Origin of the sequence: Thauera sp. AutoDN2 (assembly GCF_051280715.1) — a bacterium.
In the GTDB taxonomy this organism is placed as follows: Bacteria; Pseudomonadota; Gammaproteobacteria; order Burkholderiales; family Rhodocyclaceae; genus Thauera.
Genome location: NZ_JBNCAR010000002.1, coordinates 54,042 through 73,302, shown reverse-complemented (window position 1 = coordinate 73,302; position 19,261 = coordinate 54,042). Strand labels below are relative to the sequence as shown.

At 67.2% G+C, this 19,261-nt stretch carries 20 protein-coding genes; 9 read left to right on the top strand and 11 right to left on the bottom strand.

From position 1 onward, the window contains the following. The first annotated feature begins 22 nt into the window (after nt 1-22). From ACPT9U_RS01705 to ACPT9U_RS01690, 4 genes are all read left to right on the top strand, one after another. The gene (locus ACPT9U_RS01705; RefSeq protein WP_435749670.1) at nt 23-745 is read left to right on the top strand and encodes a 16S rRNA (uracil(1498)-N(3))-methyltransferase; all 723 of its coding nucleotides are present in this window, start codon (nt 23-25) and stop codon (nt 743-745) included. A 46-nt stretch (nt 746-791) separates the two neighbouring features. Then, the gene (pap, locus tag ACPT9U_RS01700) at nt 792-2,273 is read left to right on the top strand and encodes a polyphosphate:AMP phosphotransferase (RefSeq protein WP_435749668.1); all 1,482 of its coding nucleotides are present in this window, start codon (nt 792-794) and stop codon (nt 2,271-2,273) included. Nucleotides 2,274-2,416: 143 nt separating this feature from the next. Then, the gene (gene argA / locus ACPT9U_RS01695; RefSeq protein ID WP_418365002.1) at nt 2,417-3,775 is read left to right on the top strand and encodes an amino-acid N-acetyltransferase; all 1,359 of its coding nucleotides are present in this window, start codon (nt 2,417-2,419) and stop codon (nt 3,773-3,775) included. Nucleotides 3,776-3,921: 146 nt separating this feature from the next. Further along, nucleotides 3,922-4,194: an oxidative damage protection protein gene (locus ACPT9U_RS01690; protein ID WP_418364937.1), complete on the top strand. Its 273-nt coding sequence runs from the start codon at nt 3,922-3,924 to the stop codon at nt 4,192-4,194. A 103-nt stretch (nt 4,195-4,297) separates the two neighbouring features. On the opposite strand, the gene phoU is transcribed toward ACPT9U_RS01690, so the two are convergent. From phoU to ACPT9U_RS01660, 6 genes are all read right to left on the bottom strand, one after another. Then, nucleotides 4,298-4,993, bottom strand: coding sequence for a phosphate signaling complex protein PhoU (gene phoU, locus ACPT9U_RS01685; RefSeq protein ID WP_418364938.1), 696 nt, complete (start codon nt 4,991-4,993; stop codon nt 4,298-4,300). Between the two features lie 100 nt (nt 4,994-5,093). Next, nucleotides 5,094-5,753, bottom strand: coding sequence for a ribose-5-phosphate isomerase RpiA (gene rpiA, locus ACPT9U_RS01680; protein WP_418364939.1), 660 nt, complete (start codon nt 5,751-5,753; stop codon nt 5,094-5,096). Nucleotides 5,754-5,791: 38 nt separating this feature from the next. Further along, nucleotides 5,792-7,042 carry a molybdopterin molybdotransferase MoeA gene (gene moeA / locus ACPT9U_RS01675; protein WP_418364940.1) on the bottom strand — a complete coding sequence of 417 codons (1,251 nt, stop codon included), beginning with the start codon at nt 7,040-7,042 and terminating at the stop codon, nt 5,792-5,794. 60 nt (nt 7,043-7,102) lie between these two features. Then, nucleotides 7,103-8,302 (bottom strand): c-type cytochrome biogenesis protein CcsB, encoded by a 1,200-nt coding sequence (gene ccsB, locus ACPT9U_RS01670; protein ID WP_418364941.1) that lies wholly within the window; start codon nt 8,300-8,302, stop codon nt 7,103-7,105. Next, complete coding sequence (locus ACPT9U_RS01665; protein ID WP_435749667.1) at nt 8,299-10,371, bottom strand: cytochrome c biogenesis protein ResB; 2,073 nt, start codon at nt 10,369-10,371, stop codon at nt 8,299-8,301. Before ACPT9U_RS01665 ends, ccsB begins: the two co-directional genes overlap by 4 nt. 141 nt (nt 10,372-10,512) lie before the next feature. Then, entirely contained in the window at nt 10,513-11,142 is a 630-nt protein-coding gene (locus tag ACPT9U_RS01660; protein WP_418364943.1) for a c-type cytochrome, read from the bottom strand. Nucleotides 11,143-11,263: 121 nt separating this feature from the next. Between ACPT9U_RS01660 and yihA the strand changes: the two genes are divergently transcribed. From yihA to ACPT9U_RS01645, 3 genes are all read left to right on the top strand, one after another. Continuing rightward, nucleotides 11,264-11,962, top strand: coding sequence for a ribosome biogenesis GTP-binding protein YihA/YsxC (gene yihA, locus ACPT9U_RS01655; protein ID WP_418364944.1), 699 nt, complete (start codon nt 11,264-11,266; stop codon nt 11,960-11,962). A 234-nt stretch (nt 11,963-12,196) separates the two neighbouring features. Further along, nucleotides 12,197-13,213, top strand: coding sequence for a porphobilinogen synthase (gene hemB, locus ACPT9U_RS01650; protein WP_435749666.1), 1,017 nt, complete (start codon nt 12,197-12,199; stop codon nt 13,211-13,213). Continuing rightward, nucleotides 13,203-13,748: a GNAT family N-acetyltransferase gene (locus ACPT9U_RS01645; RefSeq protein ID WP_435749665.1), complete on the top strand. Its 546-nt coding sequence runs from the start codon at nt 13,203-13,205 to the stop codon at nt 13,746-13,748. The genes hemB and ACPT9U_RS01645 overlap by 11 nt, the downstream gene beginning before the upstream one ends. On the opposite strand, the gene ACPT9U_RS01640 is transcribed toward ACPT9U_RS01645, so the two are convergent. Genes ACPT9U_RS01640 through bioB form a run of 3 tightly spaced genes read right to left on the bottom strand, consistent with a single transcriptional unit; the run spans nt 13,724 to nt 16,330 of the window. Then, nucleotides 13,724-14,371, bottom strand: coding sequence for a pyrimidine 5'-nucleotidase (locus ACPT9U_RS01640; protein ID WP_435749664.1), 648 nt, complete (start codon nt 14,369-14,371; stop codon nt 13,724-13,726). The genes ACPT9U_RS01645 and ACPT9U_RS01640 overlap by 25 nt on opposite strands. A gap of 28 nt (nt 14,372-14,399) precedes the next feature. After that, nucleotides 14,400-15,323, bottom strand: coding sequence for a methyltransferase domain-containing protein (locus ACPT9U_RS01635; RefSeq protein ID WP_435749663.1), 924 nt, complete (start codon nt 15,321-15,323; stop codon nt 14,400-14,402). 11 nt (nt 15,324-15,334) lie between these two features. After that, entirely contained in the window at nt 15,335-16,330 is a 996-nt protein-coding gene (bioB, locus tag ACPT9U_RS01630; protein ID WP_435749662.1) for a biotin synthase BioB, read from the bottom strand. A gap of 58 nt (nt 16,331-16,388) precedes the next feature. Between bioB and ACPT9U_RS01625 the strand changes: the two genes are divergently transcribed. Both ACPT9U_RS01625 and ACPT9U_RS01620 read left to right on the top strand, forming a co-directional pair. Beyond that, complete coding sequence (locus ACPT9U_RS01625; protein WP_418364950.1) at nt 16,389-17,108, top strand: ComF family protein; 720 nt, start codon at nt 16,389-16,391, stop codon at nt 17,106-17,108. A 149-nt stretch (nt 17,109-17,257) separates the two neighbouring features. Beyond that, nucleotides 17,258-17,767, top strand: coding sequence for a tRNA (cytidine(34)-2'-O)-methyltransferase (locus ACPT9U_RS01620; RefSeq protein WP_418364951.1), 510 nt, complete (start codon nt 17,258-17,260; stop codon nt 17,765-17,767). 8 nt (nt 17,768-17,775) lie between these two features. Here ACPT9U_RS01620 and ACPT9U_RS01615 read toward each other — a convergent pair whose 3' ends face one another. Further along, on the bottom strand, nt 17,776-18,768 hold the full coding sequence (locus tag ACPT9U_RS01615) for an NAD(P)H-dependent glycerol-3-phosphate dehydrogenase (protein ID WP_418364952.1): 993 nt from the start codon (nt 18,766-18,768) through the stop codon (nt 17,776-17,778). Continuing rightward, nucleotides 18,765-19,256, bottom strand: a complete 492-nt coding sequence (locus ACPT9U_RS01610; protein ID WP_418364953.1) for an SH3 domain-containing protein — start codon at nt 19,254-19,256, stop codon at nt 18,765-18,767. Before ACPT9U_RS01610 ends, ACPT9U_RS01615 begins: the two co-directional genes overlap by 4 nt. Nucleotides 19,257-19,261: the final 5 nt, after the last annotated feature.

The window sequence follows — 19,261 nt, the reverse complement described above, 5'->3', positions numbered from 1 at the left end:
TGCTGAGGCCTATAATCTTACGATGATTTCACGCTTCCACTTTCCTGGTCGCCTGCCCGAGGCGGGTGAGTTCGAGTTGCCCGAGGCGCTCGCCCATCATGCGGCGAGGGTGCTGCGCCTGCGCGATGGCGAGGCCGTGGTGCTGTTCGACGGCCACGGCGGCGAGGTCGATGCGACGCTCGCGATCCACGGAAGGCGGGTTTCGGCGCGGCTCGGTGCGCGGCGAGATACCGAGCGCGAGTCGCCTCTGGAGGTGGTGCTGGTGCAGGCGCTCGCGTCCGGCGACAAGATGGACTGGGTGGTGCAGAAGGCGGTCGAGCTGGGCGTGAGCGCGGTTCAGCCGGTGCAGGCCGAGCGCTCGGTGCTCAGGCTTGCTGGCGAGCGTGCGGAGAAGCGCGCCGCCCATTGGCAGCAGGTTGCAGTGGCCGCATGCGAGCAATGCGGGCGCAACCGCGTGCCGGTGGTGTTGCCGGTGCTGGGCCTGCCGGCCTGGCTGGCAGGCCACCGCGGTGGGCTGAACTACGTGCTTGCGCCGGGCGGTGCGGCTGGCTTCGCCGACGAGCCGGCGCCTGCCGGATGCGTACGTCTGCTGGTTGGGCCGGAGGGGGGCTGGAGCGAAGCGGAACTGGCGGCCTTCGATGCGGCCGGCTGCCGGCGCGTGCGGCTGGGGCCGCGCATCCTGCGCACCGAAACGGCCGGCCTGGCGGCGATCGCTGCGATGCAGGTGCGCTGGGGCGACTTCTGAGCCGCCACTGCGGCACCACTGCAGCACTACGAAAAGGGAGAAGCTGATGTTCGAATCCGCCGAACTCGGCCACCACACCGACCCGGAAACCTTCGATGCCGCCGTCCCCGGGCTGCGTGCCGAGCTGCTCGATGCGCAGTTCGATCTGCTCGATCTCAAGCAGTTCGCGGTGGTCGTGCTCATCAACGGTGTCGACAAGGCCGGCAAGGGCGAGACGATCAATCTGCTCAACGAGTGGATGGATCCGCGTCACATCGAGACCTGGGCCTTTGATACGCCCACCGCAGAAGAGTCCGATCGCCCCTTCATGTGGCGCTTCTGGCGCGCGCTGCCGCCGCGTGGCAGGATCGGCGTGATGTTCAGCAACTGGTACACGCAGCCGATCCGCGACCGTGTGGAGAAGCGCAGTGGCAAGGCCGAACTGGATCAGCGCCTGGACGAGATCCGTCGCTTCGAGGCCATGCTCGCGCACGAGGGCGTGCTGCTGATCAAGTTCTGGTTCCACCTCTCCCGCTCGGCGCAGAAGAAGCGCCTGAAGGACCTGGAGAAGGACGAGCGCACGCGCTGGCGTGTGACCGAGCGCGACTGGAAGTACTTCGAGCTCTATGATCGCTACCGCGAAGTGGCAGGTCACGCCCTGCGCACGACCAGCACCGGCGAGGCGCCGTGGCTGATCGTCGACGGTTCCGATCCGCGCTTTCGCACGCTGTTCGTGGCACGCACGCTGCTGGCCGCGCTGCGCAGGCGTCTTGATGCGGCCTCGCAGCACTGGATGCCGCGCCTGTCCGCTGCGCCGCTGCCGCCGTGCATCGATGGCCTGAACGTGGTCGACAGCCTCGAGCACCCGCGCATGAAGCGCAAGGAGTACGACGAGCTGCTCGAACCCCTGCAGGGGCGCCTGGCCTTGCTCACGCGCTCGGAGGTCTTTCGCCAGCGCAACCTGGTGCTGGTGTTCGAGGGCATGGATGCAGCGGGCAAGGGCGGTGCGATCCGTCGCGTGGTGGGGGCGCTCGATGCGCGCCAGTACCGCATCGTGCCGATTGGCGCGCCCACCGAGGAAGAGCGCGTCCAGCCATACCTGTGGCGTTTCTGGCGACATCTCCCGCCGCGCGGCAAGGTGGTGATCTTCGACCGCTCCTGGTATGGCCGGGTGCTGGTGGAGCGTGTGGAGGGGTTTTGCTCGGAGGCTGACTGGATGCGTGCCTACTCCGAGATCAACGACTTCGAGGAGCAGCTGGCCGATGCCGGAGCAATCGTGGTCAAGTTTTGGATGGCGATCACCAAGGATGAGCAGCTCGAGCGTTTCAAGGCGCGCGAGGCCGAACCGCACAAGCGCTTCAAGATCACCGCCGAGGACTGGCGTAACCGCGAGAAGTGGGACGATTACCGTCGTGCCGTGTGCGATATGGTCGATCGTACCAGCACCGAGCGCGTGCCCTGGACGCTGGTCGAGGCAGACGACAAGCACCATGCCCGCATCAAGGTGCTGCGCACCCTGTGCGAGCGGCTCGAGGCGGAGCTCGGCTGATCGCCCGGCCGCGTTCGGGCTAGAATCCGCACATCCGATTCCGTATGTGCCGGCGAAGTCCCGCCGGCCGCTTTCCTCGTGGTGACCGTGTGAGCAAGTCCGCCAGTACAACGCCTTCGACGAACTCCGCGCCGGGCCTCGACATGCCAGCGTCCTCCGCGCCCGTGCCTGCGCCGGTGCCGGTGGTCGATGACGCTACCGCACAGTTCGTCGCCTGGGTGCGCGGGGCCGCGCCCTATATCCATGCTTTCCGCGGCCGCACCTTCGTCGTCGGCTTTGGCGGTGAGGTCGCGGCCGGCGCCCGGGCGCAGAGCCTCGCATACGACTGCAACCTGCTCGCCGCGCTCGGCATCCGCCTGGTACTGGTGCATGGCGCGCGTCCGCAGATCGATGTTGAGCTCGCGCGCAGGGGGCTCGAGCCCCGCTTCCACCACGGCCTGCGCGTCACCGATCCGGAGGCGCTGGAGTGCGTCAAGTCGGCCATGGCGGTGACCCGGCTCGAGGTCGAGGCGCTGCTTTCGCAAGGCCTGCCGAATACCCCGATGGCCGGCAGCTACATCCGTGTCACCGGCGGCAACTTCATCACCGCGCGCCCGGTGGGGGTGGTCGACGGCGTGGATTACCAATACACCGGCGCCGTGCGCAAGATCATCGCCGAGGAGATCAACGCCGACCTGGATCAGCAGAACGTCGTGCTGATCACGCCACTGGGTGTGTCGCCCGCGGGGGAGATCTTCAACCTCGCCATGGAAGAGGTGGCCGAGGCGGTGGCGATCGCGCTCAAGGCCGAAAAGCTTATTTACCTGTGCGATGCGCCGGGACTGCTCGATGCGCAGGGCGCGTTGATCGAGTCGGTGACGGCGGACGAGGCCGAGCGTGCATTCGAGGCGGGCGAAGGGCTCACGGAGGACATGCACCTGTTCCTGCCCTGCGCGATCCGTGCGGTGCGCAAGGGCGTGGCGCGTTGCCACCTGATCGACCACGATCTCGATGGCGGCCTGCTGCTCGAATTCTTCACCCACGCGGGCGTCGGTACGGTGGTGTCTCGAGACCCGCTGTTCCGCGTGCGCGAGGCGACCGTGGACGACGTTGCCGCGCTGGTGGCGCTGATCTCGCCGATGGAGGCCGATGGCACGCTGGTGCGGCGCGGGCGCGAACTGCTCGAGCAGGAGATCGACCGCTTCACTCTGGTCGAGCACGATGGCGTGCTTGTCGGCTGCGCGGCGCTGTATCCCTTCAGTGAGGAAAACGCGGCTGAGCTGGCCTGCCTTGCGGTCACGCCCGAGTACCGGCGCGCCGGCCTGGGCGACCAGTTGCTGAAGCGCATCGAGCGCCGCGCGCGCATGCAGCGCCTGGAGCGCCTGTTCGTGCTCACCACGCGTACTTCACACTGGTTCCGCGAGCGCGGCTTCAGCGAGATCGGCCCGGAGGCCCTGCCGCGCCAGAAGCGCGAGCTCTATAACTACCAGCGCCGCTCCAAGGTGTTCGTGAAGAGCCTTTGACCGGACGCGCTCCGCCGGATGTGCGAACGCCGGTGCGGCGGATCAAGCGGGCAGGGATGAGGTGGCCGGGATGAGGTGGCCGCGGTGAATGGGCTAGAATGCGGCCTTCACGCTTCTATGAACCCGCAAGCAGAAAGGATCGAAACATGGCACGCATGGTGAACTGCATCAAACTGGGGCGCGAGGCCGAAGGTCTGGAGCGGCCGCCGGTGCCCGGCGAACTTGGCAAGCGCATCTACGAGAGCGTTTCGCAGGAAGCCTGGCAGCAGTGGGTCAAGTACCAGACCATGCTGATCAACGAGAACCGGCTCAACCTGATGGATGCGCGTGCGCGCAAGTATCTGGCCGAGCAGATGGAAAAGCACTTCTTCGAAGGCGGTGCAGACCAGATTGCCGGCTACGTGCCCCCGCAGCCCTGAGCTTGCACGCAGCTCTGGTGCGCGCGGCGGACTTGGACAGACGAAAAGGGGGAGGGCCTCGCGGCGCCTCCCCCTTCGCTTTTTCGGCAGGTGAAGCGGGCGCTCAGGGCTTTTCGCCGAGCTGCGCCTGCGCCTTCTCGAAGCGGACATCCTCGCCGCGGGCGAGGTAGACCACGTGCTCGGCGATGTTCAGGGCGTGATCGCCGATGCGCTCGATCGACTTGGCGATGAAAAGCATTTCGAGGCTGTTCGTGATCGTGCGCGGATCTTCCATCATGTAGGTGATGAGCTGGCGCATGATGCTCTTGAAGCCGGCATCGACGTCGGCGTCCTTGCGCTTGATCGTGTCCACGCTGCTCGTGTTGGCGCGTGCGAGGGCGTCCAGCGCCAGTTGCAGCATCTCGAGCGCCATGGTGGCGCACTGCTCGAGTCCGACGCGCGGGGTGAAACTGCTCTCGGCGGTGTGCAGCCGCCGTGCCGCCTTGGCGATCTTTTTCGCCTCGTCGCCGATGCGCTCGAGATCCGACACGCTCTTGATGGCGGTCATGACCAGGCGCAGATCGCTTGCGGCGGGCTGGCGGCGGACAATGATGTGGTTGCACTCGTCGTCGAGACGGATCTGCTCGAGGTTGATCGCCTTGTCGCCGTCGATGACCTTCTCGAGCAGCACCAGGTCGCCGGTACGCAGGCCCAGGAGGGCATTCCGGGTCTGTTGTTCGACCATGCCGCCCATCTGCAGCACGCCGCGGCGGATTTCCTCGAGTTCGACGTCGAACTGCTTGTAGGTGTGTTCGGTCATTTCTGTAATCGGCCTGTTCGGGAAGCCAGCAGGCTAGCAGGGCATTGTTAAGCTTTTGTTGCGCGCAACGAGGCTGAAACCACGGTTGTGAATCCGGTGCTCAACGCTGCAGGCGTTCCACGCCCGCGGAGCCTGCCAGCACCAGCACGTCCGCGCCGCGCTCGGCGAAGAGGCCGTTGGTGACCACGCCCACGATCTGGTTGATGCGGGTTTCCGTCGCGACCGGATCCGTGATCGACAGGCCATGCACGTCCAGGATCAGGTTGCCGTTGTCGGTGACGAAGTCCGCGCGTACCTTGGGGTCGCCGCCCAGCTTGCGCAGCTCGCGCGCCACGTGGCTGCACGCCATCGGGATCACCTCGACCGGCAGCGGAAAGCGGCCGAGCACGTCGACCCGCTTGCTGGCGTCGCAGATGCACACGAAGCGCCCGGATACGGCCGCGACGATTTTCTCGCGCGTGAGCGCGCCACCTCCGCCCTTGATCATCGCGAAACCGCCATCGATCTCGTCGGCGCCGTCCACATAGACCGGCAGGTGTTCGATGCCGTTGAGATCGAACACCTCGATACCATGGGCGGCGAGGCGTTTCGAGCTCGCTTCGGAGCTGGACACCGCGCCACGGATGCGCTCGCGCATCCCGGCAAGGCCGTCGATGAAGTGATTCACCGTGGAGCCGGTACCCACGCCGACGATGCTACCCTCCACGATGTAGTCGAGTGCGGCGAGCGCGGCGGCTTTCTTGAGTTCGTCCTGGGTCATGATGTGCTGGTGTTGTGTGCGGCGCGTGGTCTGAAGGGTCAGACAAGACCGTGGAAGGGTTGAACGAGAACGGTATCTCCCGGCTGCACGTTCGTGCAGTCTTCGGGAAGGACCACGAAGCAGTCTGCTTCGGACATCGAGCGCAGGATCCCCGAGCCCTGCGCACCGGCGAGGGTTGCCGAGAGCCCGTCGCTGTCGCGGTTCAGGCAGGCACGGAGATACTCCACCCGCCCGGGCTGCTTACGCAACGCGAAGGCTGCATGTACCGGGAAACGCTCGGCGGGTGGGAGCGGATTCACCCCCATGAGCTTGAGCAGGGCATCCTGCACGAACTGGTAGAACGTCACCATCACCGCGACCGGATTGCCCGGCAGGCCGAACAGCACCGCGTTGCCGATGCGCCCGAAGGCCATGGGGCGCCCCGGCTTGATGGCCAGCTTCCAGAACGCGACCTCGCCCAGGCGGGTCATCATCTCGCGGATGAAATCTGCCTCGCCGACTGAGACGCCACCGCTCGTGATCACGACGTCCGCTGCCTGCGAGGCTTCGCGGAAGGCGGCCTCGAGCGCCTCGGGCCGGTCGGGTACGACGCCGAGATCGAGCAGGTCGCAACCGAGCCGCGAGAGCGTGCCATGGAGCGTGTAGCGGTTGCTGTCATAGACCTGACCGGGGCCGAGCGCCTGGCCGATGGAAGCGATCTCGTCTCCGGTCGACAGGATCGCGACGCGCAGACGTCGGTGCACGCAGACCTCCGCGATGCCGAGCGATGCGATCAGGCCGAGCTCCGCCGGGCCGCAGCGCTTGCCTGCGGCAACGGCCACGCCGCCCTCGGCGAGGTCTTCACCCGCGCGGCGCAGGTTCTGTCCGGGTTTCTGGCCGGCTGGAATGCAGACCTTGTCATGCTCGCGACGCGCCACTTCCTGCATGACGATCGTGTCCGCGCCTTGCGGGATGCTTGCGCCGGTCATGATGCGCACCGCCTGGCGGTGGCCTACGATGCCCGAAAAGGGCCGTCCGGCATAGGCGGTACCGACCACGTCGAGCAGGGTCTCCGCCCCCGCAGCGAGGTCGGTCGCGCGCACCGCGTAACCGTCCATGGCGGAATTGTCGTGTGCAGGGACGTTGTAGGGCGCGATCACGTCCTCGGCCAGCACGCGCCCGAGCGCGGCGCGCACGGTCACCCGCTCGCGCCCGCCGACCGGGGTCAGCGCTGCCAGGATGGTGCGCCGGGCGTCCTCGACGCTGAGGAAATTGCGGCTCGGGTAGCTGCCTGCGGGGGCTGAAGTCATGCTTCGGATTCCGGGTAGGGGGGGCTTGCTCCGCATCTCGGTGGGTCCCTGTTCGCGCGATTACAGCGCGCCGTAGGAGTGCAGGCCGGTGAGGAACATGTTGACGCCGACGAAGGCGAAGGTGGTCACGAACAGACCCACGACCGCCCACCAGGCCAGCACCGCGCCACGCAGGCCCTTGGTCAGGCGCATGTGTAGCCAGGTCGCGTAGTTCAGCCATACGATCAACGCCCAGGTTTCCTTCGGGTCCCACTGCCAGTAGGTGCCCCAGGCTTCGGCGGCCCAGAGCGCGCCCAGGATGGTGGCGATGGTGAAGAATGCGAAGCCGATCGCGATCGCCTTGTACATCACGTCCTCGAGCACGCGCAGTGCCGGCAGCCGGCTGGCGAGGAGGCCGCGCTCGGCGAGCAGGTAGGCCGTGCCGACCATCGCCGCGACCGCGAACGCGCCGTAACCGATGAAGTTGGTCGGCACGTGCACCTTCATCCAGTACGACTGCAATGCGGGGATCAGCGGCTGGATCTCGTGCGCCTCTCGGGTGAAGGTGTACCAGAGCAGGAACGCAACCGCGGCGGAGAGGACGATCATCACGAAGGCGCCCATGCGCCGCGTTGCATAGCGGCCCTCATAGTAGAGGTAGAGCAGGGCGGTCATCAGCGTGAAGAGGACGAACACTTCGTACAGGTTGCTGATCGGAATATGGCCGATCTCGGGTCCGAGCAGGTAGGACTCGTACCAGCGCACAAACAGACCCACGGTGCCCATGACTGCGGCGATCCAGGTCAGCGTGGAGCCAGTGCGCTCACCGAAGTCCGAGCGCGCGAGCAGACCGATCCAGTAGGCACCCGTGGCGATGAAGATGAGCGCGCTCATCCACATGATCGCGGTCTGGCTGGAGATCAGGTACTTGAGGAAGAAGGTCTGCTCGGCGCGCGCCAGATCGCCCTGATAGAGCGCAATGCTCGCCAGCGACAGCACCGCCACGGCGGCGAGGAAGCTGCGGAAGGGCTTCCAGTACCAGCCGATCGCGGCCAGCACCGGTACATGCAGGATCAGCACGATGTCGTCGTAGACGTCCATCGCGTGCTGGTAATGGACCAGTGCGATGACCGCTCCGGCCACCAGCGCCAGTGCGTATAGCCAGTCGAAGAGATCAAGTTGGCGCAGCCAGTGTTTTGGCGCGCGCTGCGCTGGTGGCACAGAAGCGGCAGCGGCGGGGTGAGAGGGGGCTGCGGGGGAGGGACGTGCGATATCCATCATGCACCTTTGACCGATTCGGGAACGGGGGCGGGCGGAGCCGCGCGCAGGGCGGCAGCGAGGCCTTCCACGTGGCGCTGGAAGGTTTCGTCGACGTCCAGTGCCTTGCGATTGGAGGACATGGCGACGAGGATTTCGTTCGCCTTCACCAGTACGAAGAAGCGGCGTTCGCGGATGTAGAGCATGGCGAACACGCCCAGCACGAGTAGCAGCGAACCAATATAGACCAGCGGCTGACCGGGGGAGCGCGTTGCCTGCAGCACGGTCGCGAGCCGCTCCTCGAAGCTGTCCAGCTGGAGGTAGGCCGGCGAGCCGTAGAACAGGCTGTCCGAGATCGCAGCGATGCTGTCGTTGACGTAAGTGGCGCGCGCGGGGCTCACTTCCGCGGCGTCCAGGCCAGCGTCCGCGCGGACCTGCATCCAGGCCTCCCACGCTGCGCCCTGCAGTACGCGCACCAGCACATCGGCGGCCTGGCCACGCTCGGCCTCGGGGACGGTGCGTTCGATGAAGGCGCCCAGGGTCTCGTAGCCGCGCTCGGCGAAAAGCTCCAGCGTCTGGACCGCGCTTTGCGCGAGCGGCGCGCGCATGGCTTCGGCGTTCTGTCCGCCGGCAAAGGTGCGGGCGGCGAAGCGCTGCGCCAGCTGCGCGCGCTGGGTCGGGTCGAGCAGCAGGTTGCGTACCGCGAACCAGGTGTCGACGCTGCCGGCCTCGTCGAGCGGGATGCGCATGTAACGGAAGCTGTCGGCCTGGCTGTCGCGCAGGCCGGTATACAGGAACCAGCGCCCGTCCTGCTCGATCGGCAGCATGTAGTTGTGGAACTCCCGCGCCTGCCCGGCTTCGTCGCGCAGCCGGTAGGTGAAACTCGGGCCGACGTTACGCATGTCGCGCGGGCTGACGGTCCGGGCCCCACTACCGAGGTGCTGCTCGAGCCTGGCCAAGCCCTTGGCCGACTGCACGTCCGCACCTTCACCGGTCGCGAGATCCTCGACGTTGAAGGCCTTGAAGTCGATGAATTCCAGGGTGTAGCGGAACGCTTCGTCGTGGAACGGGAGGTTCTCGCCGACCGCGCCCTCGAGTTCCGTCAGCACGCCGGCACGCCCCGGCAGCAGGCTCCTGGCCACGAGCCGGAGCCGGGAGCCGCCGTCCTCGAAGCTCGACTGATAGAGGGTAATGCCCTGCAGTGTGAGCGGCTTGTTCACCTCGATCGTGTGTGCGGTGGATTCGCCGCTCATGCGGTTGGCCACAACGATGTCGCTGGCGAAGCGCTTTGGCATGCCGTTCTCGTAATGGTCGATGTGGAAGCGCTCGAGTGTGATGTTGAAGGGCAGTTCCTGCAGCAGGATCCCGTCGCCGGCGCGCAGCACGGCGAAGGTGGTGGTGCGCCCCTCGGGGATGTAGACGTCGCCTCGGAAGCTGGGGTTGTCGAGGCCGAGGCGTGCGGATTCGGGGATGTCCGCGATCAGCTGGTTGGCTGCGGTGGGCTGCTTGTCGCCCAGCCAGGTCGTAACGCGCAGGGGGAGGTCGCCGTCGAGCAGGCCGCCGACGCAGATCAGTACGATCGCGCCATGGGCGAAGAAGTAGCCGACGCGGCCGATGCTGCCTTGCTTCGCTGCGATCAGCGCACCGTCGCTGCGCGCGTTGCTGCGGCTGTTGAAGCGGTGCTGGCGCAGGTATTCCTCGATACGTGTCTGCGCCTCGGGCAAGTCCAGCGTTGCACTCAGGCTGGCGCGGTGGGCGAACTGGCGCAACGAGGCTTCGCGCGCATGTTCGCGGAAGCTGCGTATCTCGCGCAGCATGGGCGCGGTCTGGCGCACGATGCACAGCGAGGTCGACAGCACCAGGAAGGCCAGGATGACGATGAACCAGCCGGCGTTATAGACCGAATACAGTCCGAGCTTTTCGAATACGGGAAACCAGAACGGACCAAACTGGTTGAGATAGGCGTTCAGGGGGTCGTTCTGTTTGACGACCGTGCCGATCACCGAGGCGATCGACAGGATCGTCAGCAGGGCGATGGCGAATCGCATCGAGCTCAGGAGCTCGAAGAGGGCGCGCGCGGTGCCGCGTTGCATCCGGACCTCGGTGAGAAGGGTCGGGTGAGCGGCGGCTGGGGCGACGCGCGAACGCGGCGTTCGAGGCGGGCTGCCGCCTCACCGGACCGGCAGGGCGGGGGCGGCGGGTGCCGCCCCCGGGTGTTGCGGGTGCGCTGAAGCTCAGCGCAGGCCGGCAGCGTAGTCGGAGACGGCCTTGATCTCGGGATCGGTCATCTTGATCGCGATTGCACGCATCATGTTGTTCGGGTCGTTTGCGCGCACGTTGTCGCGGAAGGCCTTCATCTGCGCGTCGAGATACTCGGCGAACTGACCCGACAGGCGCGGATACTGCGCCGGCATGCCGGAACCGGCGGGGCCGTGACAGGCGGCACAGGCGGGGACGCCCTTCTCGGGGATGCCGGCGCGCCAGATGTGCTGCCCGAGCTCGATCGTCTCGAGGTTCTGTGCCGCTTCCGGCTGCAGTTCGAAGCCGGCGAAGTACTGGGCGAGGCCGCGCATGTCAGCTTCTTCCAGGCCGGCCACCATCGCGCCCATGATCGCGTTCTCACGCACCGGCGGGTTGCCGTTCCAGCTCTTGAATTCGCGCAACTGCTTGAAGAGGTAGTCTTCGTGCTGGCCGGCGATCTTCGGGTTTGCCGGAAGTGCGCTGTTGCCATCGATGTTGTGGCAGGCAGCACAGACGGTCTCGGCGGTCTGTTTTGCCTTGGCGAGGTCCGGAGCCTGGTCCTGGGCCTGAAGGCTGCCGGCAAGCAGCAGCAGCGACGAGAGCAGCAGGGAACGCTTGATCATGATGTCCTCGGAAAGCCGTGAGTGAATGTTTCAAACGCGGTATTCTAATACAGGAAAGCCTGATTGCGCGATGCGATGGAGGCTTTCTTCCATAGCCAACCGCCTTTTCGCCCCTTCCTAGATGCCTTTGTTCCGCAACGCACAATTCGAGATATCGATCGCCAAGCCCTCCGGCTTGCCGCCACCGTCCGGCCCGGAAATCGCCTTCGCGGGGCGCTCGAACGCCGGCAAGTCGAGCGCGATCAACACGCTCGCTGGTCATGTGCGACTTGCCTTCGTCTCCAAGACGCCGGGGCGCACCCAGCTTCTCAACTTCTTCCGGCTCAACAGCGGCGCGCTGCTTGTTGACCTGCCCGGCTACGGCTACGCGGCGGTGCCCGAGAAGGTTCGCCGCGAATGGGCAGGCCTGATCGAAACCTACCTGAAGAAGCGTGAGAGCCTGATCGGATTGGTGCTGATCATGGATTCGCGCCATCCGCTCACCCCGCTCGACCGGCAGATGATCGATTGGTTCGCGGTGTCCCGGCGTCCCATTCATGTTCTGCTCACCAAAAGTGACAAGCTCTCGCGCGGAGCGGCTGCGGCGGTCCTGCAGGAGGTACGCCGCGCGCTCGCGCCGCTGGGCCCGCAGGTTACGGTGCAGCTGTTTTCCAGCCTGAAGAAGAGCGGCGTGGAAGAGGCCGAGAAGGTGATCGGCGGGTGGCTCCTGGGCGACCTGCAGCCAGCGCCCGACGACTCCGGGGGCGAGGCCGATGCGGGTGACGCCTGCGTGCCGGCCGAGGGCCTGGAACAAACAAAAGCCCCCGACCAGGGGACATAGTCGGGGGCCAAAAATGCCTCACCGGGCGTGAGGCACCCGCTCAGGGAGGTGAAGCGGGAGATGGCCGGCGCGCGGCGCCGGACACCATCTGCTTGCTAAGATGGAGACTCTTGCGCGAAGTTCCGTGTTTTTTGCATTCGCGGTCTTCGCACCCGGTTCCCGGGCGCCCTTGCGTCGCCGCACGGCGGGGCTGCGGTCGGACCGGACCCGACCCATGATTTGAGAGAGAACACGATGCGACCCACTGGAGCGTTTCCCTCCACCCGCATGCGCCGCATGCGCCGCGACGAGTTTTCGCGCCGTCTGATGCGTGAGAACGTGCTTACGAGCAATGACCTGATCTACCCGGTGTTCGTGCTCGATGGCAGCGCACGCACCGAGGGTGTGCCTTCCATGCCGGGCGTTGAGCGCGTTTCGATCGACAATCTCCTGCGCGTGGCCGAGCAGGCGCTTGCGCTCGGCGTGCCGGCGCTGGCGCTGTTCCCGGTGATCGACGCTGCCGGCAAGACCGACGGTGCCGAGGAGGCCTGGAACCCCGAGGGCCTGGTGCCGCGGACCGTGCAGGCGCTCAAGGCGCGCTTCCCTGAGCTTGGCGTGATCACCGATGTCGCGCTCGATCCCTACACCAGCCATGGACAGGACGGCCTCATCGATCCGGCCGATCCGCGTGGCTACGTGATGAACGACGAGACGCTCGAGGCGCTCGCCAAGCAGGCGTTGTGCCACGCGCAGGCTGGCGCCGACGTGGTTGCCCCCTCGGACATGATGGATGGCCGCATCGGCCGCATCCGTGCCGAACTCGACGCGGGCGGGCACATTCATACACGCATCCTGGCCTACTCCGCCAAGTACGCTTCCAGTTTCTACGGCCCCTTCCGCGATGCCGTCGGTTCGGCCGGGAACCTGGGCAAGGGCAACAAGCACACCTATCAGATGGACCCGGCCAACAGCGACGAGGCGATCCGTGAAGTCGCGCTCGACATCGCCGAGGGCGCGGACATGTTCATGGTCAAGCCGGGCATGCCGTATCTGGACATCGTGCGGCGAGTGAAGCGCGAGCTAGAGGTGCCGACCTACGTCTATCAGGTGAGCGGCGAATACGCCATGCTCAAGGCGGCTGCAGCCAATGGCTGGCTTGACGAGCGTGCCTGCGCGATGGAAGCGCTGCTCTCGTTCAAGCGTGCCGGCGCCGATGGCATCCTGACCTACTATGCGCTCGATGCCGCACGCTGGCTCAAGGATGGCGACTGAGGTCGGCTCGTCGGGCCACGACCTCAGTCGCGGCACCGCCAGCACGCGCGCGCTGACCGCCGCCGACCTGGATGCGGTACTCGCCGTGCAGCGGGCTGCGTATGGCGACGCCTATCAGGAGTCTGCTTCCGTGCTGGCGCGCAAGCTTGCCCTTGCGCCTGAGGCGTGTTGGATTGCCGAGCTGGACGGGCGCGGCGTCGGCTATGTGCTCGCGCACCCGTGGGCAGGCATCGCGCCGCCCGCGCTGCATGCCGAACTCCCGCGCTTGCCCGAAGGGGAGCGGCTCGCCTTCCTGCATGATCTGGCGGTGTCTCCTGAGGCCCGTGGCGCGGGCGTGGCAGCCGCCCTGCTCGATCGCGTGCGCGACTGGTGTGCGCGTGCGGGCCTGCGGCGCATGGTACTGGTCGCGCTGGAAGACGCCGTCGCCTTCTGGCAGCGGCACGATTTCGTGCCGATCGACCAGCCGGTGCCATCGGGCTACGGCGATGGCGCCCGCCTGATGGCGGCCCGTCAGCCGAGCAGCCGCCCAAGCTGACGCTGCAGCGAGAGGATGTTCGGAATGCGCAGGTCGACGTAGGACGGCGTGCGCAGTCCTCCACCCACCAGTACGGTGCGCATGCCCAGGCGCTTGGCGGTGCGCAGGTTGACCACGGAATCCTCCAGCATGATGCACTGTGTTCCACGCAGGCGCTGGCGGTGCAGCAGGGTCCGGTAGGCGCGGATGCCGGGCTTGGGTTGGTAGCCCAGGTCCTCGATGCCGATCACGTCCTCGAACAGGCGGTGAATGCCCATGATGCGCAACACGGCCTCGGCATAGTGGCGCGGCGCGTTCGAGAACACGATCTTGCGCCCGGGCAGATGGCGGAGCATGCCGCGCAGCGCACGCTCGAACACCATCATCTCGTGCAGGCGGTCGAAGCGGTGCGTCTCGACCAGGAAGTGATCGGGGTCGGTGCCATGGTGCCGCATCAGTCCGAGCATGGTGGCGCCGTAGCGGTGCCAGTACTGGTTGCGCAGCGCGTTGGCATCGTCGGGCGCCAGACCCAGGTGCTGCTCCAGGTAGCGCGTCATGCTGCGGTTGATGTGCGGGAAGATGTGCGGGCTGGCGTTGTGCAGCGTATTGTCGAGGTCGAACAGCCAGACGGGTTGGGTGGGCATCTTCGTCCTTGGTGCAGGGGCGGTAATGTCAGCGAGCCGTGCGGCGGGGTTCGAAGCGCACGACGCTGCGCCCGTCCTCGGTCGTCCTCGGGGGGGCCTTCCAGGCGTGGCCCTGGATGATCTCGAAGGTGGCAGGCAGGCGGCCGTCGTGGCGCAGGCGTTCGTAGCTGGCGCGTGCCTCGGCCCATTCCCTGCGCCCGGACAGGCCGCGTGGACGTCCATCGGCCGCGTTGGCGCCTCCGCTGGCGCGTAGATCGGCCATCAGGCCGTCGAGGTCGGCGTAGGTCAGGGTCAGGATCTCCATGTCCATCACCGGGTCGGAAAACCCGGCCTCGATCAGCGCGTCGCCCAGGTCATGCATGTCGATGAAGCGGTGCACGCGATCGCCCCTTCGTGCGGGCAACGCTGCCCGCAGCTCGCGTAGCGTGTCCGGGCCGAAGGTGGTGAACATGAACAGGCCGCCCACCTCCAGCGTGCGATGTACTTCGCGGAATACCGGAGAAGGATCGTCGAGCGCGGGAAGCATGAGGTTGGACCACACCAGACCGAGGCTGGCGCGGGCAATCGGGAGCTTGCGGGCGTCCGCAAGCAGGTGCGGCAGGGCTGGAGGGGGGCCGAGCAGGCGTCGCAGCAGTCCGCCGCGTCCGGCCGTCGGTCGCACACGGGCGCCCGCGCGATCGAGCATGGCGGGCGCGAAGTCGGCTGCGAGCAGCAGCGCGTCGGGGAAGCGCTCCGCAAGGCGCGGCAGGTCTGCGCCGGTGCCGCAGCCCAGGTCCAGGACGCGGCGAGGCTCGACGCGGATGTAGTCCAGGCGCTCGTCCATGCGCCGTGCCACTTCGCGCATCAGGGGGCCGGAGTCGTCGCTGCTGGCGGCGGCGCGCTCGAAGCGGCGCCGCAGCAGGTGATGGTCCAGCGCGAACGCGCTGCTCGAGTCGGCGCTGGAGGTGGGCATGGGCTGGTCGCTCAAATCGCGCGCAGGCCCAGTCGTTCGAACAGGCGGTCGTCGCGGTCGGCGTCGGGGTTGTCGGTGGTGAGCAGGCGCTCGCCGTAGAACATGGAGTTTGCACCGGCCATGAAGCACAGCGCCTGAAGTTCGTCGCTCATCTCCTGCCGGCCGGCCGAAAGACGGACGAAGCTTGCCGGCATCGTGATGCGGGCAGCGGCGATGGTGCGGACGAACTCGAAGGGGTCGAGGGCTTCGGCCTCGGCGAGGGGGGTTCCCGGAATCGCCACCAGGTTGTTGATGGGCACGGACTCCGGGGGCTTGGGCAGGTTGGCGAGCTGGGCGATCAGTGCGGCTCGCTGGAGCCGCGATTCGCCCATGCCGATGATGCCGCCGCTGCAAACATTGATGCCGGCCGAACGTACGCGCTCGAGCGTGTCCAGGCGGTCCTGCATGGTGTGCGTGGTGATCACGCGGCCATAGAACTCGGGCGCGGTGTCGATGTTGTGGTTGTAGTAGTCGAGCCCGGCCTGGGCGAGCTGCTCGGCCTGGCCATCCCTCAGCATGCCCAGGGTCACGCAGGTCTGCAGGCCGAGTGCCTTGACTTCGCGCACCATCTCCACCACCGGCTCCAGATCCCGGTCCTTCGGGCCACGCCAGGCTGCACCCATGCAGAAGCGCGTTGCGCCGCGGGCCTTCGCCGCGCGTGCCTTGTCGAGCACCTCGTCGATCGGCATCAGCTGCTCGGACTCGAGGCCCGTGTGGTGGCGCTTGGACTGGGAGCAGTAACCGCAGTCTTCCGAACAGCCGCCGGTCTTGATCGAGAGCAGGGTCGAGCGCTGGATCGCGCTGGCGTCGAAATGCGCACGGTGGACCTGCTGGGCGCGGAACACCAGATCGAAGAAGGGCAGGTCGAAGAGCGCCTCGACCTCGGCGACGGCCCAGCGGTTGCGTTCGGCCGGCTCGGCCCGGCGGGGTTCATCGATGCGCTGGAGGATGGCGGAATGCGTTGTCATTTCTGGCCCGTCAGGCTGTAATTATGGAGGCCCGCATGTTCTTCCAAGGACGGAAACCTTGTCAAATTCAACGCACGCGCTGCGCGCGCTCTGGCTGCAGGTCGTCGATCTGCTCGCGCCTCAGGACTGCTTCCTGTGCGGGGTGCGCACCGAGGGCATGGCCCTGTGCGCCGCGTGCAATGCGGGTCTGCCGCGCCGGCCTGATTCAGCTTGTCCGTGCTGCGGCCTACCCGGACTGAACGGGGGGGTGTGTGGTGCCTGCGCCCGCGAGACGCCTGCCTTCGATGCAACGTTGGCGGTGTTCGAGTTCGCCTTTCCGGTGGATGTCATGGTGCATGCGCTGAAGTACCAGCGTCGCCTGGCGCTGGCCGAGTTTTTCGGGCAGGCGCTGCTTGAGCGTGGTGCGGGCTTTGTCGAGGGCGCGGACCTGCTCGTTCCGATGCCGCTGCATCCGCGCCGACTGGCCGAGCGCGGCTTCAATCAGGCGGTTGAGATCGCCCGGCCGGTGGTGCGTGCGTGTGGTTTGCCGCTCGGACTGGCCGTGGTGAACAAACTGCGCGACCTCCCGCCGCAGGCGGGGCTCGATCGCGAGGCTCGACTGCGCAGTCCGCGCGGCGCTTTCGGGGGCAGCACGTCCCTGGCGGGGCAGCGCGTGATCGTGGTCGATGACGTGATGACCACCGGCGCCACGCTGGATGAGCTGGCGCGCTGTCTCAAGCGCCAAGGGGCGAGCTGGGTGGGCAACCTGGTTGTCGCCCGCACGCTGACGCCCGCCTGAAAGGCGCATCCTGCGCCTCGCCTGTGCCGGTCTTTTCTGGTCGGGGCACGATGCGCTCGATGCTGCGGGGCGTTAGACTCCCGTCCAGCATTCCGCGCCCAGCGTCTGTTACGAAGCCGGGTGCGTATCCATGATCATGTGTCCCGCAGATGTTCGAAATCGTCCTCTATCAGCCCGAAATTCCGCCCAATACCGGCAACATCATTCGCCTCGCGGCCAATACGGGTTCGCGTCTGCATCTGGTGGCGCCCCTCGGCTTCGATCTTTCCGATCGGCATCTGGCGCGCGCGGGGCTGGACTATCACGATCTCACCTGTGTCACGGTGCACGAGGACTGGGATGCCTGTCTGGCGGCGCTTGCGGGCAGGCGCATGTTTGCGCTCAGCACCCGGGGAAGCGAGCGCCATGACCGGGTGGCTTACCAGCCCGGAGACGCGCTGGTCTTCGGACCCGAGAGCCGCGGCCTGCCCCAGACCGTGCTGGATGGATTTCCGGCCGGACGGCGGATCCGTATCCCGATGCGGCCGACGAACCGCAGCATCAACCTGTCGAATGCAGTGGCGGTCGTGGTGTACGAAGGCTGGCGTCAGCGTGGTTTTGAGGGTGCGGCCGGGGCGGATGAGGCTGCTCCTGGCGCAGCAGCCGTGGCCGCGCCGTAGCGCCTCGCTCACTCCTCGCGGGGGTCGCGTGCGAGCAGGCGCTCGACTGCGCTGCGCGCATTCATGCCGTGGTGGAGCAAAGCGTCGATGGCCTCGCAGATCGGCATCTCCACGCCGTGCCGGTGCGCAAGCTGTACCACCTCGCGCGCGGTGGAGACCCCTTCGGCGACGTGGCCGAGCTCACGCAGGATGTCGCCCAGACTTTTCCCCTCCGCCAACGCCAGGCCAACGCGCCGGTTGCGCGAAAGATCGCCGGTGCAGGTCAGGATCAGGTCGCCCATGCCGGCGAGCCCCATCAGGGTCTCGGAGCGAGCACCCAGCGCGCGCGCCAGACGGGTGATCTCTGCCAGGCCGCGCGTGATCAGCGCTGCACGTGCGTTGAGCCCGAAGCCCATGCCGTCCGAAACGCCGGCGGCGATCGCCATCACGTTCTTGACCGCACCGCCGACCTCGCAGCCGACAAGGTCGGTGTTGGCGTAGATGCGCAGGCGCGGCTGGTGCAGCACGCCGACCCAGTGGCGCGCGAATTCGCCGTCACGTGCGGCGAGCGCGACCGCTGCCGGCAGGCTGCGTGCAACCTCCGCTGCAAAGCTCGGCCCGGTGAGGGCTCCGCAGGGTGCAGTAGCGCCGAGTTCCTCTTCAACGATCTCGTGCGGCAGACGGCCGCTGCCCGCTTCGAAGCCCTTGCACGCCCACAGCAGGGGGGTTTCGGGCGTCAGCGCGCGCAGCGTGTGTACCGTGCTCCGCAAGCCGGCCAGGGGGGTGGCCACCAGGTGCAGTTCGGCGTGGCGGGCAGCGTGTTCGAAGTCGGGGTCGATGGCGAGCGCGTCATTCAGGCGCACGCCGGGGAGGTAGCGAAGGTTCTCGCGGTTCTCCGCGATGCTGGCCAGTTGGGCGCGGTCGCGCGCCCACAGTCGAACATCGTGCGAGGCGCTGAATGCCTGGGCGAGCGCTGTGCCCCAGGCGCCCGCACCGAACACCGTGATCCGGCAGCGGCTCACAGGCCCCAGACCTCATTTGCGCGCACGTAGCCCTCCAGGCCTTCGGCATGGCGCACCCGCGCCCAGCCCAGTTGGGGCGGTTCGACGAGTTGCAGCACGACGTTGCGTGTCGCCTCGAAGGCCGCCTGAGCGTCGGTTTGCGGCTGGCGCCGGATGGTCGCGCGTTCGGCGGTGACGATGACCGTGCGCTGCTCGCTGAGCGCGTGGCTCTCGACCCAGTTCAGTGCGCCTTCGGGTTCGCGCACCCGTAGCCAGGCGCCTTGGGTGACGACCACCTCGACCGGGGTGCCGGGGAGCAGGCGAAAGAGCGCGCGGGCCTGGGGGGAAGGCGCGTCGTGCATGACCAGCGAGGCGCCGGCGGATTTGTACTGGATTCCGGGCCCGGTTGCCTGCGCACCCGCGAGGCTGGAGGCCGAGCAAAGTGCGAGGAGGGTGGCGAGGCGCAGCCCCGGACGGCGCTTTGCAGTGCTGCTGGGCGTGCGCTTCATGGGGG